Source organism: Pseudomonas sp. NPDC089741, from assembly GCF_044748825.1.
GTDB classification, from domain to species: domain Bacteria; phylum Pseudomonadota; class Gammaproteobacteria; order Pseudomonadales; family Pseudomonadaceae; genus Aquipseudomonas; species Aquipseudomonas helmanticensis.
Genome location: NZ_JBIVGT010000017.1, coordinates 21,492 through 48,042, shown reverse-complemented (window position 1 = coordinate 48,042; position 26,551 = coordinate 21,492). Strand labels below are relative to the sequence as shown.

Below are 26,551 nucleotides of genomic sequence, written 5' to 3'. Positions count from 1 at the left end.
AATCAGAAGGCGAAGCAGGAGCAGCCGAACGCGCCCCAGAAACCGGCAAAGTCACTGACCGGCGCGTTCGACATCCGCGCTTTTTCATGGCTGTGGGTGTGCACCGCGCACGGCCCGCTGCATTGGTGAACCTGCGCCTGCAATGGCGAATTCGGCCGCCAGTGGCCCGGGACTTTCACCACCGGTGACCAGTCCGGCAACACTGGAATCGAGCGCGGGCCGAGGTCTTCGAAGTCGCCGGCGGCGTAGACGATCTTGCCGCCGACCACGGTCAGTACCGACTCGATCCACTTGATCGCTTCTTCTTCGACATGAAAGAAGTCCGCGCTCAACGCCGCCAGATCCGCCAGTTGCCCGACCTTGATCTGGCCCTTTTTGCCCTGCTCCGATGAGAACCAGGCACTGCCGTGGGTGAACAGTTCCAGCGCGGTGGTGCGTGGCAAACCTTCTTCGTACAAGGCCAGACCACCGACGGTGCGACCGCTGACCATCCAGTACAGCGAAGTCCACGGGTTGTAGCTGGAAACGCGGGTGGCATCGGTGCCGGCACCGACCGGTACACCTTCGGCGAGCATGCGTTTGATCGGCGGGGTCGCCTCGGCGGCTTGTTTGCCGTAGCGGTCGACGAAGTACTCGCCCTGGAACGCCATGCGATCCTGGATCGCGATGCCGCCGCCCAGCGCTTTGACCCGTTCGATGTTTTGCGGGGTGATGGTTTCGGCGTGGTCGAAGAACCATGGCAAGCCGTTGAACGGAATGTCACGGTTGACCTTCTCGAACACGTCGAGCATGCGGCTGATCGATTCGTTGTAAGTCGCGTGCAAACGGAACGGCCAGCGCTGTTCAACCAGGTGGCGCACCACTGGTTCCAGCTCTTGCTCCATGGTTTGCGGCAGGTCCGGACGCGGCTCGAGGAAATCTTCGAAGTCGGCCGCCGAGAACACCAGCATTTCCCCGGCGCCGTTGTGGCGCAGGTAGTCGTCGCCCTGATGCAACTTGACGCTGCCGGTCCAGTTCTGGAAGTCGCTCAGCTCTTCTTTCGGCTTCTGGGTGAACAGGTTGTAGGCGATACGCACGGTCAACTGGTCGTCCTTGGCCAGTTGCTCGATGACCTGATAATCGTCCGGGTAATTCTGGAAACCGCCGCCGGCATCAATCGCACTGGTCAGGCCGAGACGATTGAGTTCGCGCATGAACTGACGGGTCGAGTTGACCTGATATTCCAGCGGCAGCTTCGGTCCCTTGGCCAGCGTCGAATAGAGAATCATCGCGTTCGGCCGCGCGACGAGCATGCCGGTCGGATTGCCGTTGCTGTCGCGGACGATCTCGCCACCCGGCGGGTTCGGCGTGTCGCGGGTGTAGCCGGCCACGCGCAATGCGGCGCGGTTGAGCAGCGCGCGGTCATACAAATGCAGGATGAACACCGGGGTGTCCGGCGCGGCCTGGTTGATTTCTTCCAGCGTCGGCATGCGTTTTTCGGCGAACTGGAATTCGTTCCAGCCACCGACCACACGCACCCATTGCGGGGTCGGCGTGCGGTCAGCCTGATCCTTGAGCATGCGCAACGCATCGGCCAGCGACGGCACGCCTTCCCAACGCAGTTCGAGGTTGTAGTTCAAACCGCCACGGATCAGGTGCAAGTGCGAGTCGTTGAGGCCGGGAATGACGCAGCGGCCATGCATATCGACCACTTGCGTGTTCGGCCCGCGCAGGGCCATGGCCTGATTGTCGTTGCCGACGACGACGAAGCGGCCGTCGGTGATTGCCACCGCACTCGCCAGTGGTTTGGTGCGGTCGACGGTATGAAATTGGCCATTGAACAGAATCAGATCGGCGCTCATCGCAGTTCCTCAAGCAAAGTAAAAAGGAGCAAACCCCGCGCGCTCAGCGTGGCGAGGTTTCTTGGGAATCGAGGTGTTCATGGGCCTGACCGGCTTCAAGCCAGGGTGCGAACAATCGCGTTACGCGAGGCATGAACACGTACACCACCGACACAACGATGGTCAGGGTGATCAGGAACGTCGCGACCACGTAGTTGGAAAGCAATGGGTGCAGCTTGAGCAGCGGCCCCCAGATCAACGGCACCAGCAAGGTGTGCGGCAGAATCACCAGCAACGTGATCACCGCTTGTTTCCAGCGTGGCGGTGGCGAGGCGGCTTCGGCCAGCGGCGAGAACCAGAATTCGTTGACCGGCGCGATTTCGGTCTGGTCGCCATCCGCCAGCATTGGCGCAGCTTCGTCGACCAACGCCTGCCGCTCGGATGACTCCAGCCATTGCTGCATCGCTTCGGTCGAACAGAAACGCAGCACGCAGGTATAGAAATCGAGACCGGCACGTTTGCCGCGTACCACGTCCACGCCCAGATGCCCTTCCCGCAGCCCCGCCACCCGCACGATATTGCGCAGCCAGGCTTCATACGCCGACTCGAAACCGGCCTTGACCCGGTGCTTGACGATCAGCGTGACCGTCTCATCGGCCCCCGGCGCTTGTGGATTGAGGACTTCAGGCATAACGCAGCGCTCCGGGCAAACGAACAGGAATCACCAGCCGTCCCGGCCCGGCGATCAATACAGTGGCAAACAGGATCAACAGCAACCAGCCGAACTGCCCCTCGGCCACACTCCATTGCGGATGCACGACCAACAGCGCCACCAGCAGCACAAAGAGAATAGGCACGCAGGCCAATCGCGCCAGTAATCCGGCGACGATCAGTAACGGACAGACGACTTCGGCGAAGATCGCCAGGATCAACGTGAGGTGGGCACCGAGGTGGAACGGGTCTTCGATCAGTTGCAGCTGCGCGCTGAAATCCAGCAGCTTGGGCAAGCCGTGCACCCATAACAGGAACAGCCCGCCGCTGACCCGCAGGAACAGCAGACCGAGGTCGCGCGCCCGTTCATCCTGTTGCGAAGTGTTCATGACCTCACGCCCTTGAATTATTATCGAACGTAATAATGCCGAGGCCGGGAGGGGAAAACTTGAACGTACGTGCTCTCTTCAAAGTGAAAGCAATGACCCGCTGCGGGCACTGCCGAAAGCTTCGGCAGTGCCTGCAACGTAAACAATCTGTTGGCTAACCGAGGTGATAGGAAAGCTGCCGGAGCAGTTGATTCTGAACCCCATCACTATTGCCACCGCCGCCCGCCAGTCCGGCGGTCACCACTCGGCGGTCAGCCGTCAGAAAGGCAAATGCCTGGGCGTTACCGATTATTGCCCTGACGCCGGTCAATTGACTGGCGACTGAACGGACATCGCCCCCCCAGAGCGGATTGCCGAACGCATCGGCTGTGCCGTCGGCATACAGCACCGCATAGGCGCCATTGGTACTGGCGATTTGCACAATGTCGTCACGCCGCGCCACTGCATCGGGAACCCTGCCGCCCTGGTCCTGATCGCCCCACGTATCGATCCTGTTAGTGTCCAGGCGTACTGCAAAACCATAACCGCCGCCAATGATCTCGATGACGTTGGTGTAGGCGGAAATGCTTGACGGCACCAAGCCACCGGCGGCCGGATTGCCCCACGCAGCGACTCGCCCGCTGGACAGCCGCACCGCAAACGAAGAACCGGAACTGGTCACGTCTACAATGTTGCTGAGTCGGGCGATGTCGGCGGGCACATCCCCTCCAGAGCGGCCTTCCCCCCAACCCACTACAGTGCCATTGGCTCTGAGCGCCACACACGCGTTGTGGTTACAGGTGACGGCGACAATATCGCGCAGCGCGGCGATCTCTGCCGGCAAGGCAGCGCCAAAACGGGCATCGCCCCAAGCGACAATTTGCCCATTGGCCAATAGCGCCACAAAAGCGGAGACCGTGGCAAAAACACTGACGACATTGCGCAGGCCAGCGATGGCCGCTGGTACTGCCCCGCCAAAGCGGGCGTCCCCCCATGCCTGCACCTGACCGTTGGCGCGAATGACCGCAAAGCCATAGCCGCCAGGGGTGACTTTGATGACGTCGGTCAAGCGCGAAACTTCGGCGGACACCACACCACCGAAACCGGCGTCGCCCCAGCCGACGACAGAACCATTAGCGCGCAATGCCGCAATAGCCCGTGCACCACCGAACACCTCAGTGATATCGCGCAGCGCAGCAATGGCTGGCGGCAGAATCCCCCCGTAGCCGCGATCGCCCCATGCCACCAGACTGGCGGAATCCCGCAGGGCGACAAGCACCGCATGTCCTTCGCGAGGCGTAGCGGGATCACCCCACCCGTTGCCGAAGATATTGGAGCGTTGCAACACCACCTGATATCCAGCGCTGCCAACCCGAAGCAAACGCTGGGGTTGTAAATCATCGAAGCGCTGACCGCGAAACTGCTGGCTATCGCCTTCGTACTGCCAGACTGTTTCCAGCGGCTGGAGGCTGACCGGATCAAGCGCCGAGAGAAACCGCGAACTGCCTTTATTCGACCAATACCTGACCGTGGTCCCGCGCGAGCCAATGACCAGAGGCACAACGAGACTCGGCGCTTCACTGATGAAAACCGACAACGATGGCGATTCGAATATCCGGCCATTGCGCAGTAACAAGAAATGAAGCTTGACCGATTTACCCCTGTTCGCTGCGACAAAGGCCAGACCCAGAGGAAAGTTCGCCCGGCTGTTGGCGTTCAGTGACTTCGCCTCAAACACTGGCGATCCTGCGCCCGGAGCGCCTTCGACAATCAGCCGAACCGTATCGCCCGGCTGAAACCCAAGAACTTCAACCTGGCCGTTCGCCCCTTGAAGGTTGGCCGGATCCGTTGGATCGAACACGCCGTCAACTGACTTCTGCAATCGCGGCGGTTGCAGCTCCGGCAAGCCTTCGCCCACCACCCGCGCCGTAGCGGTGCTGGAAATGCCAATCAGCACACCGTTGCGCCATACCTCATAACTGGCACTTACCGCATCACCGGAAATCACTTTGTCATTGGCCACTGGCAAGATGACGGGCTTGAGCTGGCCGAAATCGTCGGCTTCGATCTTGCCCTCGACCACCACGTTCGGCTGACCTGCAACCTCGGAAAGAAAAGTCGCCCGAATGATGTCGCCTGAGCGCAGACGATTATCGGTGGTGAATACAATCAACAGCAGCGGGTTTTTACCGAGTTTTTCCAGGTCGACAATTTCCGAGACATCGCCGCTGTCCGTCTGGTTCTCCCGAAAGATCAGGGGCGCGAACCGGGTGCCATCCAGATTCTCGTCGACGATCTGCGAAGCCGACCAGAGTGCGTCGGGATCCACGGTGTTGCCAAGTTGATCGGTGACGGTAAAAACGAACTCCAATGTCTGGTCCGCCCGCTTGGCGCTGTCGAGAAAGGCCCGGGTCACGAGGAAACAAACGGTGATGGGAACGGCCGATCCCGGATTGGGTGGCGGTGGCGCCTCAGTCGGCTTGACGGTGTAGTGCAGAAGGCTGGCGTTGCACTTCAAGGTGATCACGTCGTGAGCCCGGCAATACGGATAACTGACGCAAACCTGAGCACTGGAAAAGTCCGCGCCAACGCCTTTGAGAATTTCATCGGGTAACAACAAGTTCAGTTCGCTATGGCCTTCGACCGTAGGCTGTTTGTCTTTGAGTCCTGGACGAATCTTGTTGTACAGCGCAGTCAGATCCAGCGATCTGGCGATGTTCTGACTACCGCGCACGATATTGAAGAACAGCTGATTGACCAGGTCGAAAGACAGCCGTCCATTCGGAATGCGCAGAAAAATCACCGCATTGACATCATAGATGATTTGACTGTCCAGCAATGCCGACTCCCCCACGCGAAACAGTTGAATGACGTCGCCTGGAGTTACCGTACCACTTGCAATCGGGTCAACGCGGACCGTTGCCCCGAGCCCGTCGGCGACCTGATCGGATATTTTCAACGATATGCCAACGTCTGCGCCCACCACCGAGTGGACTGCCTGAGGAATGTCGGGTGGATAAATTACCAATACGCCGGCGTCATTGGATCGCGAAGTACTCATGTGCCTGGTTCCTGTGCAGTGAGGTGTGGACAGGTCCTAGCAGAACGCGATTCAGTGCATTGCGCACCTGACAGTTCTGACAGTTGTGTGCCTACTCAAGACGAACGGTATCGTCTGGAAAGACAAATCTCCCCGGCTCATCACACAGTAGAACGGACAGGTTTCGAATTGGCTAAGGCACAGCACGAATCGTGTACTCACGCGTTTGAAAGATCGCTGCCGTATCGAGGTTCGCAACCTGATCCAGATTGACCCTGAAGCGAATGACCAGCTTGCTGCCATCCCTCAGCAGCCGCAGATAATTAGCCGATATCAGCGAACTGTAGCTGCCATTGGTAGCCCAGGCTCGATGCACCATGTTCGTCGTCCCCGCCCACATCCGCAGGTTGTGCGTCCCGGTGTCTTTCTGTCCTTCCAGATCAAGCCAGATACGTTGACTCACAGAAATGTGCGGCCAGGCACCAAACAACAGATTTGCGCCGGATTGAACGTCTTTCAGATCGAGAATATCGGTGCCGTTGGCCTGAGTGATCAGTGGCGCCGTGAGTCGATCACGGGCAATCGGCAAGACGTTGAGGCGTAGAGGTTGCGAAGTCACCGGGGCAGAAGCGCCTCGGGTATAGGTGAAGGTCACCTCCATTATTTTTCCGATGCTGAATGCCACCAGCGACACCGGCAAATTGATCTTCAAAGGTGTTGTAGTGCCCGCCGCAATCGGCGTGGAGGTATGTGAACCCGCAGCAGGGGTACCGTCAGCGGCCTTCACCGTGACAGAAACCATATCGGTGGGTTGCTGGTCGTAATCCAGCACTGCGGTCAGGGAAGCGGTGGCATTCAGCGGGTCGAGATTGACGCTATCGGCAGACTCCTGAATGGACAGCTCACCACGTTGAACCTGCTTGACGGTGATCGTCCATAGGTCGGAGATCTCTCCATCGCCATACAATGCCTGTGCCTTTAACGGGTGCGGACCGACACTCAGAGGAGACAAGGGAAGCTGCCAAATACCGGAATCGGCGCGAACCATGCCCTTGGAGTCACTCCTGTCAAAAACCTCCACTTGTTCGCCGGCCGTCGCGCTGCCGCTGATTGTTATCCCGGTATCGGTCGTCTCGCCACCATTGGCAATGTCTTGGCCGGCGGCATCTTTAACCGAGAGGATGGCGGGTTTTCCCGGAGTGGGAGACGCACGGGTTCTGACAATGTAGTGGCGCGGTGCGAAGCGGATTGCATCAGCCTCGACCTGACTACCATCGAACGAAACACTGAACTCGACAGTCAGCACACTGCCATCCTTGAGTCCCTTAAGCGGATCAGCGGGGAAGTTTTTCCTGAAAAAGCCAAAGCGGAAGAAGTCCTGGCCGACCAGGTTGTCGGGAGCAAACCAGTAACGTTGTTCAAATACGCTGCCGTTGGCGTTGGTGCCTTTGAGCCAGGCCCAGAAAAAAAGATCTCGCCTGATCAGCAGCCACGCATTGATTCTCAACGCAAACAGGCTCAGGTCGTGCACAAACAGCAGCTGTCCCTCACCGGCGTGTTCTGCCTGCTCGATAAACGGCCTGGGCAGATCACTCTGTGCCAACGGCAACACGTACAGAATCAGCGGTTGAGACGTGACTGGCGCGGCGTTGCCGCGAATGATGTCGTAGGTCAGCGTGACCGTCCTGCCTTGGTTGATAGACACCAACGAAAACGAAAAACTTTGCTCTACCGGGCGTCTGTCGCCCACTTCCGAAAAGCCCGAGGTGTATGAGCCCTCGGCGGGAGTACCCGGTGCGCCCTGCCATTTGACACTGATTCTGTCGGTGGACTCGAGGACAGCTTCCACGACGATCGTCAGCGAATACCTGGCATGCGCCGGATTCAAGAGGGCGGGAGCCGAGCTCTCCCGAACGAAAGGTGGTGGCAAGTCGTCAGTGGTGATCGTGGCCAATGGACGGTTCATCATTCACTCCTTGCATGATTGATATGGCCCCAAAGGACACCACCTCATCACACACTGGAATGTGCATTGGCGCTACTGTCAGAAGTTACAGGTCAAGGTATGCTCCCGACGAACAGCGCAGGTTGATCCGGGGACTATGCACAGCCTCATTTCTGCTCGATATCCAGCGCAGCCGACATGAACTGCGCAATCCGCGATCTGAGCCACTTCTCGGCCGGATCATTGTCATGCACGCCGCTCCACGCCATCGATAGCTGCGCTGCATCAATCGGGAACGGCGGGTCTTCGGCGCGCAACGCACAACCTTCGACCAACGCGCACGCCGCGTAATCCGGCACGGTGGCGATCATCTCGGTGCCGGCGAGCAAGGCCCGCAAACCACTGAATTGCGGCACCCCCAGCACCACGCGGCGCGAGCGGCCGACCTTGGCCAGGTCGACGTCGATATTGCCGCTCAAATCCCCGGAGAACGACACCATCGCGTGCGGGCGCTGGCAGTATTCGTCGAGGGTCAGCGGCCCCGGGCGATCATCACCACGCAGGACTTTGCACGGAATATCGCGCAGCTTCTTGCGCTTGGCGTTGGCCGGCAGATCGGTGGTGTAGCTGACGCCGACAGAGATTTCGCCGGACGCCAGCAATGCCGGCATCAGCAGGTAATTGGCGCGACGGACGACCACGACAATGCCCGGTGCTTCCTCCTGAAGCTGGCGCAGCAATGGCGGAAACAGGCCGAATTCAGCGTCATCCGACAGGCCGATGCGAAATACCTCGCAACTGGTTGCCGGGTCGAACTCCTTGGCCCGGCTGACCGCTCCGGAAATCACGTCCATCGCCGGCTGCAGCTCTTCGAGAATCGCCAGCGCCCGCGCTGTCGGCTCCATGCCCCGACCGTTGCGCAGCAACAATGGATCGTCGAACAGATCACGCAGGCGACCGAGTGCCGCGCTCACTGCCGGTTGGCCCATGAACAGTTTTTCGGCGACGCGGGTCAGGTTCTTCTCGAACATCAGTGCTTCGAAAATCACCAGCAGGTTCATGTCGACGCGACGCAGATCGTTACGGTTCATGGGCACGGATTCCTTTTAGCCTGGCAGACGCAAGTGCTCTGCACTGTACGCGATCAGGGGCGTCTGGATGGCGGGTTGGCCCGCAGAATTAACAACGATTAACTCGTCAGTTTCAAGCCCCGAGCCAACAATGAATGCCTCTGCGCAGCGTTGTTTTTTGACCAGAGGGAAAGTGCCGAGCGCGCCTTCCTCACCGACACGGACCTTGGCCATGGCTCACTTACAACCAACCGTCGCCCTCGCCCCTGACAGCGCACCGCGCAAGAGCGGCATCGGCGGACTCAGTCCGCAGCGCGAACGGCAAGTGAAACAACTGATCCTCGAACGCCTCGGCGACAGCCTCGAAGTCACCGAACTGGCCCGCGCCTGTTCGTTGTCGCGCAGCCATTTCTCTCGCGCCTTCAAGTGCAGCACCGGCCTCTCGCCGCAGGACTGGATCCGCGCCCAGCGGATTGCCCGGGCGAAACTGCTGATCCAGCACACCGACCTGAGCCTGACGCAAATCAGTCTGGAATGCGGCTTTTGCGATCAAGCGCATTTTTGCCACATGTTCACCCGCAGCGAAGGCATCAATCCGTTTGCCTGGCGCTGTCAGGTCATGCGTGAACTGAAGAGTATCCGCTCACTGCCCGCGCTGTTTTGAATCCGCCGCTCACGCCAGCCGTTGCACTGATGCTCAAACCTGAGGATTATGCCCGGACACCGCGAACCAGAAGGCCTGCACGCGCTTCCAATTCCGCCTGTCCGCCGTCGCATCGCAGGAGTGAGCTGTTGAGTCTTCCGCCGAATCAGGCCCTCGGTTTCGGCCCTTACCGGATTCATCCCGGGCAACGGCTGCTGCTTGAGGGCAACCAGCCGCTGCGACTGGGCCGACGGGCGATGGATATCCTGCTGATTCTGCTGGCCCATGCTGGCGAGGTGGTGAGCAAGCAGCAATTGATGGCCGGGGTCTGGCCGGACAGCGTTGTCGAAGACATCAACCTGCGCGTGCACATGGCGGCGTTGCGCAAGGCACTGGGCGACGGTCAGGCCGGCCAGCGCTATATCATCACCGTGGCGCAACGCGGCTACAGTTTCGTCGCGCCGGTGCTGCACGAATCCATCGAGCAACGTCCGCCGGGCGCTACCGCGAGCCGGCACAACCTGCCGCTGCGGCGCACGCGCATGATCGGCCGCCAGCCGCTGGTCGACAGCCTGATGAGCCAATTGCCACGCCAGCGCTGCATCACTCTGGTCGGCCCGGGCGGGATCGGCAAGACCACCGTGGCCTTGCGCGTCGCCGAGCAGTTGATCGGCCACTACCGTGACGGCATTCGCCTCGTGGACCTGGCGCAGCTCAACGATCCCCGGCTGATTTGCTCACACCTGGCGACGCTGCTCGATCTGGCGTTGCTCGACGGCGATCCGCTGGCATGCCTGGTCAATGGCCTGCGCGAACGGCAGATGCTGCTGGTGCTCGACAACTGTGAACACTTGATCGATGCCGTGGCGGTACTCAGCGAAGGCATTTTGCGTGGTGCGCCGAAGGTGCATATCCTCGCCACCAGTCGCGAGAGCCTGCGCGCTGAAGGCGAGTTCGTCCAGCGTCTGGAATCCCTCGACTATCCGCCGCTGCAAACGGTGCTCGACCGTCAGCAAGCGCTGGGTTTTTCTGCCTTGCAGTTGTTTTTCGAGCGGGCGCTGGCGGCGCAGGAAAACTTCGAGCTGAGCGACGCGCAACTGCCGCAGGCCATTGAAATCTGCCATCGACTCGACGGCATGCCCTTGGCACTGGAACTCGCGGCGGCGCAGGTCACCGAGCTGGGGCTGGAAGGTTTGCTCGCGCAGTTGCAGGGTCGATTGCCACCGTTAGTCGCGGGTAATCAAACCAGTCTGGAGCGACACCTGACCCTGCGCGCTACGCTGGACTGGAGTTTCAATCTGCTCACGGCCTGCGAGCAAACCTGCTTGCGTCGCCTGGGTGTGTTCCGCGATGGATTTACCCTGGAATCCGCCGCAGCAGTCATCGTCGGCCAACACATCGAACCCGGCGCGGTGTTTGCCTCGATCACCCAATTGGTGGCGAAATCGCTGCTCTGTGTCGAGGTCGGCGATGAAGAAGTGTTTTACCGTCTGCTCGACACCACCCGCCGCTATGCCTTGGAAAAACTCGACCTCGCCGCCGAACTCGACGACACCCGCCGCCGTCATGCCGAGCGCTGCCTGACGTTGATGCAGCAAGCACAGCGAGCGTGGGAAGACACCCCGACAAACTTGTGGATCGAGCGTTATGCACGGGGCCTGGAAGATTTGCGCGGCGCTCTGGACTGGAGCCTGAACGGCTGCACAACCCGCGAACTGGGGATTGATCTGGCCGCGACCTCGGCGCCGTTATGGCAAGAGCTGTCCCTATTGCGCGAATACGGCGGTCATGTGCGTCAGGCATTGCATCTGCTGGAAACCAGCGAGAAGCCTTGCCCGCGCCTGCAAATCGCCTTGAATCTGGCGCTCGGCAGCGCTTGTTACCACACCTGGGGCGGTATCCCGGAAACTGTCGAAGCCTTCGTCAACGCCCGTCTGCTCGCGCAACAGCACGGCGATCTTGCCGGGCAATTGCGCGCGGTGTCCGGACATATGGCGGTCAACCTCAGTTGCGGGCATTACCGGATGGCACTCGAACAAAGCGAGCAATTCGATCGCCTGGGCCTGCACGGCGACCCGCTGTTATCGCTGAGTACCCACCGTTTGCGCGTGCTGGCTCTGCACTACGCCGGTGATCAGCCGCAGGCACGCCTGCATGCCGAGCAGGTCATCGAGCGCATGGCCCACAGCGGTCATCTCAACCGTTTTACCCATGGTTTTGGCGTGCAATACGACCAAAGCGTCGCCTCGCTGACCGTGCTCGCCCGGGTGTTGTGGGTGCAAGGTTTTCCAGAACAGGCATGGCGCACGGCGCGCCAGGCGCTGGACATTGCCGTGCAGATCAATCACGGCACTTCGATCTGCTACACATTGGCGCTGGCCAGTTGCCTGATCGCCCATTACAACGGCGACCGGCAGAATGCCCGGGCGTTGTTGCATCTGCTGCTTGAGCAATCGCAGAAGCATTCGGTGCTGCTGTTCCATCACTGGGCGCGGCATTACGCGCAGGTGATCGATGCCGATAACGCCACGCCGATGCCGGCAGATGGTAGCGGTTTGATCCGGGAAATAATGGTCACGCTGGATGAGCGTTTTGTTGATGAAGCGTTGCTGGAGCGCGCCCGGCGCGGTGATGCCGGATGGAGCACGGCGGAGATTTTGCGCGCGCGGGCAAATGTCTTGCTGGCTGAAGAATCAGGTGAGATTGGAGGCCGCCAGCGCTGGCAAGCCAGCTCCCACAATGAATCTGTGTTAAATCCAAAAACTCAACTCAGCACGAAACCCTGTGGGAGCGGGCTCGCCCGCGAAGAGGCCCGCGCTGACAACGCAATTTTCCTCGAAGCTGAAAAAACCCTGCAACAAGCCCTGTCCATCGCCAAGGCCCAAGGTGCGCTGGCCTGGGAACTGCGCAGCGCAACCTCGCTAGCCCAACTGTGGCAGCGCCAGTCGCGTTATCGCGAAGCGCTGGACCTGCTCACGCCGATCTACCAGCGCTTTACCGAAGGCTATGCCACCCCGGACCTGCGCAAAGTGCGCCTGCTACTCGACGAACTGCTCAGCCAGTTGTCCGCTTGAAGCGCGGCTGCCGGACTGCACATGGCGATAGTCGAAATCGCTGGGGGCTATTTGTGCGCTGGCGTAGCTGCGGGTGGTATTGAGCATTCGATAGCGCACCAGCGCACTGCCCTGCTCCACCGCCAGCAACGATTTGCCCGCGAGTTGCGCGATGACAGCGACCAACGCCGAGGCCGGCAATTGCGCGCAGGTGCTCGCACTCAAGGCGTCTTCCAGCGTGAAAGCCTTCTTGAACATCGACAACCGTTGCAAGGCCAGTTGCTCCTGCTCCCCCAGGCATTGATAACTCCAGTCCAGCGCCGCTGTCAGCGTCTGGTGACGCGGCACGGCGGTGCGGCGACCGTGACTCAACAGTTGCAGGCAATTGCCCAGTTGCGCCTGTAACCCGACCAGCGCCAATGCATCGATCTGTGTCACGGCCAGTTCAATCGCCAGCGGCAAACCATCGAGTTTTCGGCAAATGTCGCAGACCGCTGCAAGGTCTTGTTCACGCAGCGTAAAACCCTGCTGACGAGTGCGCGCGCGGCTGACGAACAACTGCACCGCCGAATAGCTCATCGCCTCTTGCACACTGAGCAGTGCCGACGATTTCGGCACTGTCAGAGGTCGTAAGGGTTGCAGTGTTTCCAGACCGAGTTGCAGAGCCTCGCGGCTGGTGGCAAGCACCGACAGCCGTGGCCCGGCATCCAGCAATCGGCGCACCACTGCGCGGCATTGCTCGCGCAAGTGTTCGCAATTGTCGAGCACCAGCAACGCGTGCCGAGAGGTCAATGTCGCGAGGTCAACATCCAGTGTGTCGAGGATGTGTTCGAGCAGCGGCGTGGTGTCGTCGACGAGCGCCAAGTCGACCCGCCACACGCCGTCGCGAAAGTGTTCCAGCAACAGCTCCGCCACACGCAGGGCAACCGTGGTTTTACCCACGCCGGCAGGCCCGGTGACGGTCATCAACCGGCACAGCGGCATTTGGCGCACGAGCCCACCGACCAGCGCGTCACGTCCGGTCACCGGGGTCAGTCGCGCCGGTAAATTGTGTTGCGGCGCCTGCAGGCTTTCGAAGACTACTTGCCCGATGCTGTCGTGATGCACCGGGGCGATAAAGCTGTAACCGCATTGCGGCACATTGACGATGTAGCGCTGACCGTTTTCGCCGTCACGCAGCGCACGCCGCAGCGCAGCAATGTGCACGCGCAGGTTGATCTCCTCGACCACCGACGTTGGCCATACCCAGGCGATCAACTGCTCCTTTGTCACCACCCGTCCCGCGCGTTCGACCAGCAACTGCAGAATGTCGAGGGCACGACCGCCCATGCGCAATTGCCGATCCCCTTCGAGGATCAGGCGTTGACGCAAATGAAACGCATACGGGCCGAAACGCAGCACCGATGCCGGGTTCGAATCGTTGTGATTATCCATGCCAAACATCTTGGCAGCCTTGAGTGACGGTACAACCGCCACACAGGGCGCAACACGGACATAGGAGTGCGCGGTACGGACAGAACCGCTCTAGCTGAACTGTTCGCGGTACTGCGCAGGGGTCAGGCCGAGCCTTTGCGCGAACACCGAGCGCATGTGCCGCACGCTGCCGAAACCACTTTTATAGGCCACGGTTTTCAGCGGCAGGTCGCTGGTTTCCAGCAGGCTTCGCGCAAAATCGATCCGCGCGCTTTGCAGAAACTCCATCGGCGTCATGTTGATGTCGCGGGTGAACACCCGCGCAAAATGCCGCGCGCTCATGTTTGCCAACCCGGCCATGCGTTCTATGGTGAACGCCTCGTCGAGATGTTCGAGGATGTAATTCTGCGCGCGGGTGATCGGCGTCTCCTGTGGGGCCACGGCTGCCATCAACGGGCTGAACTGCGCCTGCCCACCTTGACGCTTCATCACCACCAGCAGGACTTTCGCCACATCCTGAGCGAGTTTCTTGCCGTGATCCCGAGCGACCACCGCCAACGCCAGATCGATGCCGGCCGTCACCCCGCCCGAAGTGATCAGGTTGCGGTCTTCGACATAGATCTGGTCCGTCGCAACAGTGGCTTTGGGGAATCCCTTGATCAGCCGCTCGGTGTAATTCCAGTGAGTGGTGACCCGATAACCGTCGAGCAGCCCGGCATTACCCAGCACAAAGGCACCGGTACAAATCGAACCGTATTGTCCGGCACGTGACACCGCGCTTTGTAGCCAGGCGAACAGTGCCGGGAATTTTTCGTTGTAGGCACCTGGCCCGCCGGGCACCAGCAACAGGTCATAGCGATCAGAAGCCTCTTCGATGTGCCGGTCGGGCAGCACCGATACGCCGTTGGATGCTCGCAGTGCCCCGCGCTCGGTACCGAGGGTAACCAGTTGATAGTGCAATTCAGCTTTCAGAAAGCGGTTGGCAACCGAAAACACTTCCAGCGGCCCGGCCATGTCGAGCAGGAGAAAGTCGGGAAACAGCACCATTGCCACGGTTTTCATGGGAGGACTTCACGAAATCAAAGAAAGTTGCGCAGGAAACAGACCGCGCATTATGGCCAGAGAGTCGGTTGCCGTTGCAAAAGAAAGCGTGACCGGCGCCACAATACTGTCAACCAGATCAGGACAGTATTTCAATTTCCATCTACTTATTGCGCAGAGCGGTAACCAGTAACCTTCTCCTCACTCGGACGAATTCACGTCCCGCAAGGAGATTTCATCATGCTGACCCTTCGCAAAGCCTCCGATCGTGGCCTCGCCAATCATGGCTGGTTGAAGTCGTTTCACACGTTTTCCTTCGCCAGCTACCGCGACCCGCGTGAACAGGGTTTCTCCGACCTGCTGGTGATCAACGATGACCGTGTTGCCGCCGGCAAAGGCTTCGGCCAGCACCCGCATCGCGACATGGAGATTTTTTCCTACGTGCTTGAGGGTGCGCTGGAACACAAGGACACCCTCGGCACCGGCTCGGTGATCCGCCCCGGCGATGTGCAACTGATGAGCGCCGGCAGCGGCGTCGCGCACAGCGAGTTCAACCATTCAGCGAGCAAGCCGGTGCACTTCCTGCAAATCTGGATCGTGCCGGAAGTCAGTGGCGCCAAACCGCGCTATCAACAGGAGCACTTCAGCGCGCAGAAAAAACGTGGTCGCCTGCAGTTGATCATTTCGCCGGACGGCTCCGATGGCTCGCTGAAAGTACGTCAGGATGCACGGGTGTTTGCCGGCCTGTTCGACGGTAAGGAAAGCGCCACGCTGAAACTGGCGGCCGACCGTTATGCCTACGTGCATGTGGCGCGTGGCAGTGTTGAACTCAATGGCGTGCAATTGCAGGAAGGCGATGGCGTGCGGGTTCGTGAAGAGCAGGCACTGACCTTGAGCAATGGCGTGGACGCCGAGGTGCTGGTGTTCGACTTGCGGCCGCAGGAGTTGCCGCAGATGCCATGAAGTGGTGCTTTCCAACGGCGATAAAAAAGCGGCCTCCCTTGAAGGCCGCTTTCTATTGGGGCGGTGTAAGCGATGGCAGTAGCAACTGCTTCGGTACACTGATGTCCTTCCCCGCCTGAACCGCAGCAAGCGTCGTTTGTATCGCTACATACATGTTCGCCTGATTCGCGTAATAGGCACCAACGACGATGGCGGCCAACCCAAGTAACTGAACAGCCGTTGCAGCCCAGACGTTAGCTTTGACAGTGGCACCTTGCCTGACGGCTTCCTCTGCGCCTTTGGCGATTCTTTGCATATCCAGCGAGATCAGGTCGTAGCGTTTATCACGCTCGGTCTGCACCGAAATATAGGCATCTATTTTCGCCGACACACCCTCAACCCGAGCATCCATCCGTGCCTCAATGGTCTCGATCCTGGCATTGAATTCTTCGCGGCTGATAGCGTTCATGGCTTGAGTATTCCGACCTTTGCTCGATAAATCACTGACTGGATTCTGACTGAGTTCCGTGGCTTTCATTCGACACCTTCCTGGGTCTACCGAGACCTTCCGTGGTCCATCACCCCGGTGCTAGCCTGAAACCTTTCACCGGGCTGCTGAAACAATAGAACCCATCTCCAACGTCCACAAGCCGGCTGATTCCGACCTGTGTGTAGGCCGTTTCGTCAGCCGATGTAGCCCCGTCAAAACAGACTATCGGCTATTCATTCTCCTGCGCAAACGCCTCGACGATGTGCGCGATCACCGCTCGCACCCGCGCGGTGTGGCGTAAATCCGCATGGGTCACCAGCCACACTTCGTAGGGTTGCGGGCGGGTTCGCTCCGGCCAGAGCCTGACCAGACCGTCGCGTTCGCCCATGTAGACGGTCATTTCTCCTACACCGATGCCCGCCGCAATCGAGCGCCGCAGCAACAGGCTGGAGCCGAGGCTGGCAACGATCCGCCCTCGATTCACCGGTTCGCACACCAAAGCCATGTCCTTTTGACTCTGCAGATACGGCTGATAGACCACCAGATCATGGCCTTCGAACGCGGCGCCCTGCTGCGGGATACCTTTGGCGTCGATGTAGGCCTGTGAAGCAAACAACCCCACCGGCCAACGGGCAATGCGTCGCGCGATCAGATCGGGATTGTCCGGACGGGTATTGCGCACGGCGATGTCGGCTTCGCGCTTGGCCAGGCTGAGGATTTGCGTAGAAGCATCCAGTTGCACCCGTATATCGGGATGCAGCTCATGCAGGTGGGCAATCGCCGGGATCAGAAAGTCGATGGCCAGCGAATCGGTGGTACTGATCCGTACAGTGCCGGTCAGACGATCATCCAGCCCCTGGATCTGCCGCTCCAGCTCAAGCGCCGAATGCTCCATTTTCTCGACGTTTTTCAGCGCCGCTTCGCCGACCGCCGTCAGCGCATAGCCGTCGGAAGTCCGCAGGAACAGCGTCGCGCCCAGCGATTTTTCCAGCGCACTGATTCGCCGTCCGACGGTTGCCTGATCAACGCCCAGCACCCGCGCAGCGCCGCGCAAGGTCGACTCGCGGCAGACGGCGAGAAACACCCGTGCATCATCCCAATTCATCCAACCTCCAAGTGATGCAATTACGCATCACAACCATGCCAAATCGCTGCATTAACGCAGCAACCATAGCCGATATGCTGGGCGCCATAAACCATTCACGGGATCGCAATCATGCGTAACTCAACATCCAGCAGGATCTGGCTGCCAATTTTCGCCGGGCTCTGCGCCAGTCTGGTGAGCATCGGCCTGGCGCGCTTTGCTTACACACCGCTGATTCCTGCGCTTATTCATTCGCAGTGGTTCGCGGCCAACGATGTGGTCTATCTCGGCGCAGCCAATTTGATCGGTTATCTGATCGGTGCCCTGCTCGGTCGACCGCTGGCGCGTCAACTCGGCAATAAAACCGCGCTGCGCGTGATGATGCTGGCCGTGACGGCGGCATTTTTCGCCTGTGCCTACCCGCTCTCGGTAAGCTGGTTCTTCGGCTGGCGGTTGCTGTCGGGGATCGCCGGCGGCGCGATCATGGTACTGGTCGCAGCCACCGTTTTGCCGCATGTGCCGGTGTCTCGTCGAGGGCTGGCGAGTGGGGCAATCTTTCTCGGCATCGGCCTGGGCATCGCCGGTTCCGGGACGATTGTCCCGCCGCTGCTGAGCCTGGGTTTGCCTGCCACCTGGCTGGGGCTCGGCGCGTTGTCGCTGTTACTGACGGCGCTGAGCTGGTTCGCTTGGCCAGTTGATCTGCCGCATCCTGTTGCAGCGCAGCACAGCGCGGTGGTTCAGCCGACACCGCCCGGGGTTTATCTGTTGTTCGCCCAATATGCGTTCATGGCCGCCGGTCTGGTGCCAGCCATGGTGTTTCTGGTCGATTACGTGGCGCGCGGACTCGGCGCCGGGGCGCATGCCGGTGCGCTGGTGTGGGTGATGTATGGCCTGGGCGCGATTGTCGGGCCGGTCAGCTATGGCGTTCTGGCGGATCGCTTCGGCGCGCTCTGGAGCATTCGTCTGGTGCTGGTGGTGCAGGCGATCACGCTTGGCTTGCTGGCGGTGTGCCATTCCTTTATTGCGCTGGCGTTGCTCGCGGTGATTCTCGGCTCATTCCCGCCAGGCATCGTGCCGCTGGCGCTGGCCCGGGTGCATGAACTGGTGCCGGAGCATCATCGCCAGCAAACTGCCTGGAGCCGCGCGACAGTATCGTTTGCGACGTTTCAGGCGTTGGCCGGATTTGCGTATTCGGCACTGTTCAATGCCTCGGGCGGCCATCACGCGCTGTTGTTCGTGATTGCAGCGGGCGCGATTGGGGTGGCGCTGCTGCTGGAGCAAGCGATGATTTTATGGAATCACGCATCCCCCTGGAGTGAGCCTGCTCGCGATAGCGCTTTATCCGCCAACGCTGCACTGCCTGACCCGACGCCTTCGCGAGCAAGCCCGCTCCCACAGCGATTGTCCTGAATTTATCCTGCGATGCACCACTCCCATCTACACACACCCTTATCAGGAGGAACCAACATGTCCCTGCCCAACGAAATGACCCGCATCGAAATCACCGAACCCGGCGGCCCCGAAGTTCTGCAAGCCAGACGTGTGCCGTTGCCGGCCGCAGCTGAAGGCGAAATGCTGATCCGCGTACACGCCGCCGGTATCAATCGGCCCGACGCGTTGCAGCGCGCCGGGAAATACCCGATGAAACCCGGGATGAACCCGATTCCTGGCCTGGAAGTGGCTGGCGAAGTCGTCGCGCTTGGCAAAGGCGTCAGTCAGTTCGCCATTGGCGATCGAGTCTGTGCGCTGACCAATGGCGGCGGTTATGCCGAATACTGCAACGTCCCGGCCGGCCAGACCCTGCCGATTCCCGAGGGAATTGACTGGATTCAGGCCGCTGCCATCCCGGAAACCTTCTTCACCGTGTGGGCCAACCTGTTCGGCCTCGGGGGCGCCAGCCGCGGCCAACGCGCGCTGATTCACGGCGGCACCAGCGGCATCGGCACCACCGCGCTGATGCTCTGCAATGAATTCGGCATCGAAGCCTTTGCCACTGCCGGAAGCCCTGACAAATGTGCAGCAATCCGCGAGCTGGGTGGCCAGCCGATCAATTATCGTGAAGAGGATTTCGCCGGCGTCATCGCCGAGAAAACTGGCGGCCAAGGGGTGAACGTGGTGCTCGATATCATGGGCGGTTCGTACCTCAACAATAATGTGCGCGCCCTGGCGATGGATGGCCGCGTGGTGATGCTCGGTTTCCTTGGCGGCGCCAAGGCCAATGAGTTCGATCTGCTGGCGATGATGGCCAAACGCGCGGTCATCACTGGATCACTGCTGCGCGCCCGCACGGCGGCGGAAAAAGCCGAAATCGCCGAGCAACTGCGCGAAAACGTCTGGCCGGTGCTGGCCGCCGGCCGTTGCCTGCCGATCATCGACAAGGTGTACGCGCTGGCCGACGCCGCCCTGGCCCATGCGCACATGGAGGCCGGCGACCACATCGGCAAGATCGTGCTGCGCGTCGACTGAGTCGTTGCAGCATTTTGTAATCGTTGCGCGGGCACGTTGGTCGAATATGTCGCGCGCAACGCAAGGCATCTGTTAAAAAGCATTCTTTGTCTGCGCCTTGGTGAAACGTTTAATGTTCCTTGCCTTCATGACTCGCCTGCGACGCCGCCGTCTGGCGTTCGCCTGCATGGCCGCGCTGATCATCGGCGTGCCGACGAGTTGTGCCGTACTCGAACACACCGAACGCAAATTGCTGTTTCGCATCGAACCGGGAACGGCTGGCTGGTACCACGGCTTGCCGAGCAGCGTGCAGGAACTCGATCTGCAACCGAAAAGCTTCAAGGCCGGGCAAAACATCCACGCCTGGTGGTGGCCGGCCGAGAAAGCCAATGCCCCGGCCATCCTCTATCTGCATGGCGTGCGCTGGAATCTCACCGGGCAGTTGTTCCGCATCGAACAACTGCGCGCAGCGGGTTATTCGGTTTTGGCCATCGACTATCGCGGCTTCGGCCAGAGTCACGGCGATCTGCCGTCGGAAGGCAGTGTTTATGAAGACGCACGGGTAGCGTGGGAACGTTTCAAGCTGCTGCAACCGGATCCGGACAAGCGCCTGATCTATGGGCATTCACTTGGTGGCGCCGTCGCCATCGATCTCGCCGCTGAACTCGGCCAGGACGCGGCTCGCGAGCACACTCCGTTACCGGTGCGCGGGCTGGTGATCGAATCGACCTTCACCTCGCTCGCCGACGTCGCCGCTGCCGTGGCCAATACTTCGCTGCCGGTGCGCTGGCTGCTGTCGCAGAAATTCGATTCGATCGACAAGATCGCCGACATCCATATGCCGCTGCTGGTGGTGCATGGTTTGGCCGATGCGTTCGTGCCGCCGCGTTTCAGCGAGCAACTGTTCAACGCCGCCCAACAGCCCAAACGCCTGTTGCTGGTGCCGGGCGCCACGCACAACAACAGCATGGCGCTCGGCGGGCAAAACTACCGCAAGGCACTCGACAGCCTGATGCAGAGCAAACCCGCCCCAAGGGTGGCCGGGCCGGCGACCGTGCGCAGCGGGCGCGACACCTAGCGGTAACCGCGCGCCTGCAAGTCGAACAGTTGCGCGTAATGCCCGCCAGCGGCGATCAGTTGCTCGTGAGCACCCTGCTCGAGAATCCGCCCCTGTTGCAGCACGATGATGTGGTCGGCGTTGCGCACGCTGGAAAACCGGTGGGAGATCAGCAGCGTCATGCGCCCTTCAGTATGCTGGCTGAAATGCTCGAACACCGCCGCCTCGGCCGCCGGGTCGAGGGCCGAAGTCGGCTCATCGAGGATCAGAATGTCGGCATCACGGCGCATGTACGCGCGCGACAAGGCAATTTTCTGCCACTGCCCACCGGACAATTCCTGGCCACCGGCAAACCAGCGCCCCAACTGCGTGGCATAACCCTTGTCGAGACCTTCGATGAAGGGTGCGGCCATGCCTTGGGCAGCGGCTTCCTGCCAGCGTTGCGGGTCGTTGAACGCCAGGGTATCGCCGACGCCGATGTTTTCTCCGACGCTGAACTGATAGCGGATGTAATCCTGAAAAATCACGCCAATGCGCCGACGTAACGCGGTTTCCTGCCAATCCTGCAAATCGCTGCCGTCGAGCAGAATGCGCCCTTGATCAGGACGGTAGAGCCGGGTCAGCAACTTGATCAGCGTGGTCTTGCCGGAACCGTTCTCCCCGACCAACGCAATGCTCTTGCCTGGCAACAGTTGCAGGTCAATGTTTTCCAGGGCCGGTCGACTGGCCCCCGGATAGCGGAATCCGACGTTCTCGAAACGCAAACCATCGCCCGGGCAGGCGCCAACCGTCAGGTGGCCGGTATCCGCCTGCACCGGTTCGGCGAGGTATCCATAAAGACTGGTCAGGTAGAGGCCATCTTCGTAGAGACCGCTGATCGCACTCAGGCTGCTGCTCACCGCACTTTGACCTTGCTTGAACAGCACCAGATACATGGTCATCTGGCCGAGGCTGATCTGGCCATGCACGGCATCGATCACCACCCAGGCATAGGCCAGGTAAAACGCGGCAGTACCGAGCAGGCCGAGGCCGAAACCCCAGCCATCGCGGCGCAACGTCAGGCGCCGGTCTTCGGCATACAGCCTGGCGAACGTGTCGCGGTAACGTTGCAGCAACAGCGGGGCGAAGCCGAACAGCTTGACCTCTTTGATATAGGTTTCGTGGGACAGCAAGGTTTCGATGTAGCTCTGCTGGCGACTCTCCGGCGCACGGCGGGTGAACAAGCGAAAGGCGTCACCGGAAAAATGCGCCTCGGCAAAGAACACCGGCAACGCTCCCACGACCAGCAGCACCAGCGCCCAAGGGGAAAAGTGCACCAGCAACACGCCAAAGCTGATCAGCATGATCAGATTCTGAACCAGGCCCAACGACTTCATGACCAGCGCCAATGGCCGGGTCGACGCCTCGCGACGCACACGCACCAGCTTGTCGTAGAACTCGGAGTTCTCGAACTGCACCAGCGAGAGGGTCTGTGCTTTCTGCAAAATCAGCGTATTGACCTTCTGCCCCAGTTGCACCCGCAACAGCGACTGCTGCACCGAGAGTGCCCGTTGGGTGCCCGACAACAGCGCCAACACCCCGGCTTCCAGCAACACATAACGCAACACTGGCCACAGCGGTGCACTGCCGTTTTGTGCGTGCAACTGCATCGCTGCCACCACGGCATCGACAATCCGTTGCCCCAGCCAAGCCGCCAGTGCTGGCAAAAGCCCGGCCACCAATGTCGCCAGCACCAGCCCCAGAAACAAGCCGCGCGATGTCCCCCAGACCAGCCGCATGGCTCGCTGCGCCTGATCGAACAAGGACGTGATACGCGATAGATCAGGCATGGGGCACGGGACTCAGCAGGTGATGGCGGTGGCTCATGGTACTCCAGCGCCGTGAGTGAATTTCACACGGCGCATTCATTCAAGAAGGCCTGTTCAGTATTAGGCACGAAGCTTTTTAGAAGTAAAACGTCTGGAGAACTCCAGCCCTTGCGACGTCCAACGCTCTGCTATGTTTTAACCGCCGAACGCGGAACCCGGCGAACACCCGCCACGCTCCGCGCCTGACTGCCAGGAGCAGAGACATGAGAATCAGCCCGTACCTGATCTTCAACGGTGACTGCCGCGAGGCTTTCACTTTTTATGAGCAAGCCTTGCAGGGAAAACTCGAGGCGATGATGACCTTCGGCGAAACCCCCGCCGCCGAGCATGTGCCGAAAGAGCATCACCACCTGGTCATTCACACCTGCCTGAAAGTCGGCGATCAAATGATCATGGCCTCGGACACCACGCCCGACCGGCCGACCCAAGGCATGAGCGGCTGCTCGATCTCGCTGAACGTCGACAGCATTGCCGAGGCCGAACGGCTGTTCAATGCATTGGCGAAGGCCGGCCGCGTCGACATGCCGCTGGAAGCGACGTTCTGGGCCGCGCGTTTCGGCATGCTGGTGGATCGTTTCGGCGTGTCGTGGATGGTCAATTGCGAGAGTGAAAAATAGCCTTGAGATTTCCTCGGGCGAAAAAAAGCCCAACCGTTACGGGTTGGGCTTGGGCATTTCAACGCTGCGCCAGTTCGTGCCTGACGCATTGCTCGTAGTACGTCTGCTTGACCGCCGCAGGCTTGAGCTTCGAGGTGCTGTTGTAGGTTTGCTCAGTGATGCCCATTGCGGTCATGCGCATCCACGGCTGCTGGAATTTGCGCACCTGCAATTGCTTGCGCGCGCCATACAGGGAAATGCCCGACAGTTTCGATTGCTGTGCACCGGCGGCCATATCGGAACCCCAGGTGCAGGCAAACCGGTGACTCTTGCTTAACTCTTTCGCCTGAACTCCCGAGGCAAGAACAGCCAGGGAAAGCGTTGCAACGGTTATGACAATCGTCCGCATATAGCCAACCTAACCTTTTGAAAAAAGGCGATTTTGCCGATGAAAACGCGGGTTGGGGGCCAGCAATTTGCCGCTTTTTACAAAGATCTGCCCGCATGGCAGGCGAAACAGCGGCGCAGTGTTTACCGCATTGCCCAGATTGTTCTGCGTGAAGTCGTCGAACACTCGGTGCGTACGGTACTGCTGCCGCTAAAAAAGCCTCGGCGCTGATCAGTCGTTCGTCAGCTTGCCCGTGCGAAATGGCACGCGTCCCGCCACTTTCGCCTGCCAGATCCCGGGTTCGGTGTAGCGCCCGCGATCAATCGCGAACAACACGCCACTGGTGCCGGCGTGCACAGTGCTCAGGCGATCCTGCAACGGATCAACCACTTCAAACAAGGCATCGCCCTTTTCTACCCATTCGCCGGCGTGGCGCAGAAAACTCACCACGCCATGGTGCGGCGCGAACAGGTATTCGGTGCCTTCGAACGGCATGCCTTCGCAGCATTCGCTCGGTGCCGCCGGCCATTCACCGCTGATGAAACCCTGCTCGGCGAGAAAACCGAGAATCGCCTCGCAATTGGCCTGAGCCTGATCGACGCGGGTGTCGCCCATGCTCCCCAGTTCCAGCGTCGTGGCGAGGTTCGCCGGCGGAATTGCCGCAGCGGGAAAGGCCCGCGCCAGACGCAGCCAGGGCGTCGAACAGGACTCATCGAACGAGCTGCCGCCGGAATCCTCGCACAGCAACGCCACGCCAGCCTGCAAACGGGCCGCCAGAGATTGCCACTGCGGCCAATGTTGCGGTAGCGCATAAAGATGAATCGCCGCGTCGAAATCACAATGCAGATCGAGGGTGATATCGGCGTCGCAGGCATGGCGCAGCAGCAGTCGATGCAGTGCTTCCAGTTGCGAGGCCGGCGCCGGCAGTTGCTCGAACACCTGGACCATGGCCTGACGGATCAGGGCGACGTTGGTCTCGGCATCGGCCCCCAGCTGCGCACCGATCATGGCGGCTACCGGCGCACTGAGTTCGACGAACGCGCGGTTGAAGTTCTTGCCGCTGCCCATTTCGAAACGGCCCATGTGATTGCCTTGCAGGTGCTGATCCATCCCGATCGGATTGGCCACCGGCACCAGCTCGATCACGCCATGCAGGCGGCCCTGCTGTTCGAGGTCGTTGAGGCGTTGCTTGAGTTCCCATGCGGTGCGCATGCCCGGCAGCTCATCAGCGTGCAGGCTGGCCTGGATGTACACCTTGCGGTCACCGGCGCCATAGCGGAAGACGCTGAGAGAGCGCTCGCTGCCCAAGTGGCTCCAGGGTAGAACATGGTCGATACGTTGCATGAAAGAACTCCGCTATTTCTGTAGGAGCTGGTGCAGGTTCGGGCCGCGCTCGGACGATCTTTTGATCTTGATACCAAAAACAAGATCAAAAGATCGCAGCCTGCGGCAGCTCCTACATTGGGATGTGTGTCGGCAGGATAAATCATGGGCGTAAAAAAAGTGGCCACCGCGTACACAGGGCCACTTTTATTACGGCGTATTAATGGCCGTAGACGTCAAAGTCGAAGTACTTGTCCTGCACTTGCTTGTACTTGCCGTTCGCGCGGATCTCGGTGATGGCCTGGTTGAATTGCTCGGCCAGCGCGGTATCGCCCTTACGCACCGCGATGCCGGCGCCGCCGCCGAAGTATTTGGCGTCTTCGTAGGTCGGGCCGACGAATTCAAAACCTTTGCCGGCGTCGGTTTTCAGGAAACCGTCGCTGAGGTTGACCGAGTCGGCCAGCATCGCGTCGATACGCCCGGAGACCATGTCCAGGTTGGCTTCCTGTTGCGAGCCGTAACGCACCAGTTCGATCCCGGCCGGAACCAGCACCTCGGTGGCATAACGGTCGTGGGTACTGGCACGCAGCACGCCGACTTTCTTGCCTTTGAGCTCGGTCAACGGGTCTTTCACGCCCGAGCCTGCCTTCATTACGAAGCGCGCCGGGGTGTGGTAGTACTTGATGGTGAAATCAACGTTCTTTTTGCGATCGTCAGTGATGGTCATCGAGGACAGGATCGCGTCGATTTTCTTCACTTTCAGCGCCGGGATCAGGCCGTCGAATTCCTGCTCGACCCAGGTACATTTGACTTTCATCTGCTCACACAGCGCATCGCCGATATCGACGTCGAAACCGGTCAGCTTGCCGTCAGGGGTTTTCATCGAGAATGGCGGGTAACCGGCTTCGATACCGATGCGGATCGGCTTGGCGTCTTCGGCCACAGCGGTCAAGGACAACATCGACAGTGCCAGGGCACCGAACATCACTAGCTTGTTCATTTATAACTCCTGTGTGCGGAGGCTTTTATTGGCAGCTTCGATTCAGCGTTCGGTCATGGCCATTTAGCGGCAAATACCGAAGTGGCCGGCAGTCTATGGCGGCGCGCACAGGGTAAATTGTGTTTAAGCGACAAATACTTACATAAATTCGGCGCGACCATTGACCGGGGTCAAGGGCTGCTCCGTCGTGGTGCGAAGGCTGTAGGACAAGCCCTATGCGGGGGCTGCGATCTGGTGCTTTTTTGAAAACAACG

21 protein-coding genes are annotated in these 26,551 nt (G+C 60.2%); 7 read left to right on the top strand and 14 right to left on the bottom strand.

The window, feature by feature from the left end; all coding sequences use genetic code 11:
- Positions 1 to 2 precede the first annotated feature (2 nt).
- The 6 genes from ACIPZE_RS17375 to ACIPZE_RS17350 all read right to left on the bottom strand — a co-directional run bounded on the left by ACIPZE_RS17375 (position 3) and on the right by ACIPZE_RS17350 (position 8,975).
- On the bottom strand, positions 3 to 1,841 hold the full coding sequence (locus ACIPZE_RS17375) for an amidohydrolase (protein ID WP_283435936.1): 1,839 nt from the start codon (positions 1,839 to 1,841) through the stop codon (positions 3 to 5).
- A 43-nt stretch (positions 1,842 to 1,884) separates the two neighbouring features.
- The gene (locus tag ACIPZE_RS17370) at positions 1,885 to 2,511 is read right to left on the bottom strand and encodes an antibiotic biosynthesis monooxygenase (RefSeq protein ID WP_283435935.1); all 627 of its coding nucleotides are present in this window, start codon (positions 2,509 to 2,511) and stop codon (positions 1,885 to 1,887) included.
- Positions 2,504 to 2,920 carry a DoxX family protein gene (locus ACIPZE_RS17365; protein WP_283435934.1) on the bottom strand — a complete coding sequence of 139 codons (417 nt, stop codon included), beginning with the start codon at positions 2,918 to 2,920 and terminating at the stop codon, positions 2,504 to 2,506. Before ACIPZE_RS17365 ends, ACIPZE_RS17370 begins: the two co-directional genes overlap by 8 nt.
- 154 nt (positions 2,921 to 3,074) lie before the next feature.
- Complete coding sequence (locus ACIPZE_RS17360) at positions 3,075 to 5,960, bottom strand: RCC1 domain-containing protein (RefSeq protein ID WP_400774137.1); 2,886 nt, start codon at positions 5,958 to 5,960, stop codon at positions 3,075 to 3,077.
- 172 nt (positions 5,961 to 6,132) lie between these two features.
- Entirely contained in the window at positions 6,133 to 7,905 is a 1,773-nt protein-coding gene (locus tag ACIPZE_RS17355) for a hypothetical protein (protein WP_400774135.1), read from the bottom strand.
- Positions 7,906 to 8,051: 146 nt separating this feature from the next.
- Positions 8,052 to 8,975 carry a LysR family transcriptional regulator gene (locus tag ACIPZE_RS17350; RefSeq protein ID WP_283435930.1) on the bottom strand — a complete coding sequence of 308 codons (924 nt, stop codon included), beginning with the start codon at positions 8,973 to 8,975 and terminating at the stop codon, positions 8,052 to 8,054.
- A 211-nt stretch (positions 8,976 to 9,186) separates the two neighbouring features.
- Here ACIPZE_RS17350 and ACIPZE_RS17345 point away from each other — a divergent pair, with 211 nt between their 5' ends.
- The gene (locus tag ACIPZE_RS17345) at positions 9,187 to 9,618 is read left to right on the top strand and encodes a helix-turn-helix domain-containing protein (protein WP_283435929.1); all 432 of its coding nucleotides are present in this window, start codon (positions 9,187 to 9,189) and stop codon (positions 9,616 to 9,618) included.
- Positions 9,619 to 9,746: 128 nt separating this feature from the next.
- Positions 9,747 to 12,671 (top strand): ATP-binding protein, encoded by a 2,925-nt coding sequence (locus tag ACIPZE_RS17340; RefSeq protein WP_400774132.1) that lies wholly within the window; start codon positions 9,747 to 9,749, stop codon positions 12,669 to 12,671.
- Here the strand turns inward: ACIPZE_RS17340 and ACIPZE_RS17335 are convergent.
- Both ACIPZE_RS17335 and ACIPZE_RS17330 read right to left on the bottom strand, forming a co-directional pair.
- Positions 12,636 to 14,084: an ATP-binding protein gene (locus ACIPZE_RS17335; protein WP_400774130.1), complete on the bottom strand. Its 1,449-nt coding sequence runs from the start codon at positions 14,082 to 14,084 to the stop codon at positions 12,636 to 12,638. The genes ACIPZE_RS17340 and ACIPZE_RS17335 overlap by 36 nt on opposite strands.
- Before the next feature lie 90 nt (positions 14,085 to 14,174).
- Complete coding sequence (locus tag ACIPZE_RS17330) at positions 14,175 to 15,125, bottom strand: GlxA family transcriptional regulator (protein WP_400774127.1); 951 nt, start codon at positions 15,123 to 15,125, stop codon at positions 14,175 to 14,177.
- Positions 15,126 to 15,344: 219 nt separating this feature from the next.
- On the opposite strand from ACIPZE_RS17330, the gene ACIPZE_RS17325 reads away from it, so the two are divergent.
- Positions 15,345 to 16,067 carry a pirin family protein gene (locus tag ACIPZE_RS17325; protein WP_129394604.1) on the top strand — a complete coding sequence of 241 codons (723 nt, stop codon included), beginning with the start codon at positions 15,345 to 15,347 and terminating at the stop codon, positions 16,065 to 16,067.
- 52 nt (positions 16,068 to 16,119) lie between these two features.
- On the opposite strand, the gene ACIPZE_RS17320 is transcribed toward ACIPZE_RS17325, so the two are convergent.
- Complete coding sequence (locus ACIPZE_RS17320; protein WP_400774124.1) at positions 16,120 to 16,584, bottom strand: hypothetical protein; 465 nt, start codon at positions 16,582 to 16,584, stop codon at positions 16,120 to 16,122.
- 181 nt (positions 16,585 to 16,765) lie between these two features.
- Positions 16,766 to 17,641, bottom strand: a complete 876-nt coding sequence (locus tag ACIPZE_RS17315; RefSeq protein WP_400774121.1) for a LysR family transcriptional regulator — start codon at positions 17,639 to 17,641, stop codon at positions 16,766 to 16,768.
- A 111-nt stretch (positions 17,642 to 17,752) separates the two neighbouring features.
- Between ACIPZE_RS17315 and ACIPZE_RS17310 the strand changes: the two genes are divergently transcribed.
- The 3 genes from ACIPZE_RS17310 to ACIPZE_RS17300 all read left to right on the top strand — a co-directional run bounded on the left by ACIPZE_RS17310 (position 17,753) and on the right by ACIPZE_RS17300 (position 21,143).
- Complete coding sequence (locus ACIPZE_RS17310) at positions 17,753 to 19,030, top strand: YbfB/YjiJ family MFS transporter (protein ID WP_400774118.1); 1,278 nt, start codon at positions 17,753 to 17,755, stop codon at positions 19,028 to 19,030.
- Between the two features lie 57 nt (positions 19,031 to 19,087).
- Positions 19,088 to 20,086 (top strand): NAD(P)H-quinone oxidoreductase, encoded by a 999-nt coding sequence (locus ACIPZE_RS17305; protein WP_400774115.1) that lies wholly within the window; start codon positions 19,088 to 19,090, stop codon positions 20,084 to 20,086.
- A gap of 112 nt (positions 20,087 to 20,198) precedes the next feature.
- Positions 20,199 to 21,143, top strand: coding sequence for an alpha/beta hydrolase (locus ACIPZE_RS17300; protein ID WP_400774112.1), 945 nt, complete (start codon positions 20,199 to 20,201; stop codon positions 21,141 to 21,143).
- Here ACIPZE_RS17300 and ACIPZE_RS17295 read toward each other — a convergent pair.
- On the bottom strand, positions 21,140 to 22,951 hold the full coding sequence (locus ACIPZE_RS17295) for an ABC transporter ATP-binding protein (RefSeq protein WP_400774109.1): 1,812 nt from the start codon (positions 22,949 to 22,951) through the stop codon (positions 21,140 to 21,142). The two genes, ACIPZE_RS17300 and ACIPZE_RS17295, sit on opposite strands and share 4 nt — an antisense overlap.
- Positions 22,952 to 23,193: 242 nt before the next feature.
- On the opposite strand from ACIPZE_RS17295, the gene ACIPZE_RS17290 reads away from it, so the two are divergent.
- On the top strand, positions 23,194 to 23,607 hold the full coding sequence (locus ACIPZE_RS17290) for a VOC family protein (RefSeq protein ID WP_283435921.1): 414 nt from the start codon (positions 23,194 to 23,196) through the stop codon (positions 23,605 to 23,607).
- A 58-nt stretch (positions 23,608 to 23,665) separates the two neighbouring features.
- On the opposite strand, the gene ACIPZE_RS17285 is transcribed toward ACIPZE_RS17290, so the two are convergent.
- The 3 genes from ACIPZE_RS17285 to ACIPZE_RS17275 form a co-directional block, all read right to left on the bottom strand.
- On the bottom strand, positions 23,666 to 23,995 hold the full coding sequence (locus ACIPZE_RS17285) for a hypothetical protein (RefSeq protein ID WP_129394611.1): 330 nt from the start codon (positions 23,993 to 23,995) through the stop codon (positions 23,666 to 23,668).
- Between the two features lie 210 nt (positions 23,996 to 24,205).
- Positions 24,206 to 25,318 (bottom strand): succinylglutamate desuccinylase/aspartoacylase family protein, encoded by a 1,113-nt coding sequence (locus tag ACIPZE_RS17280; RefSeq protein WP_400774105.1) that lies wholly within the window; start codon positions 25,316 to 25,318, stop codon positions 24,206 to 24,208.
- 199 nt (positions 25,319 to 25,517) lie between these two features.
- Entirely contained in the window at positions 25,518 to 26,297 is a 780-nt protein-coding gene (locus ACIPZE_RS17275) for an ABC transporter substrate-binding protein (protein WP_129394613.1), read from the bottom strand.
- Between the last annotated feature and the right edge of the window lie 254 nt (positions 26,298 to 26,551).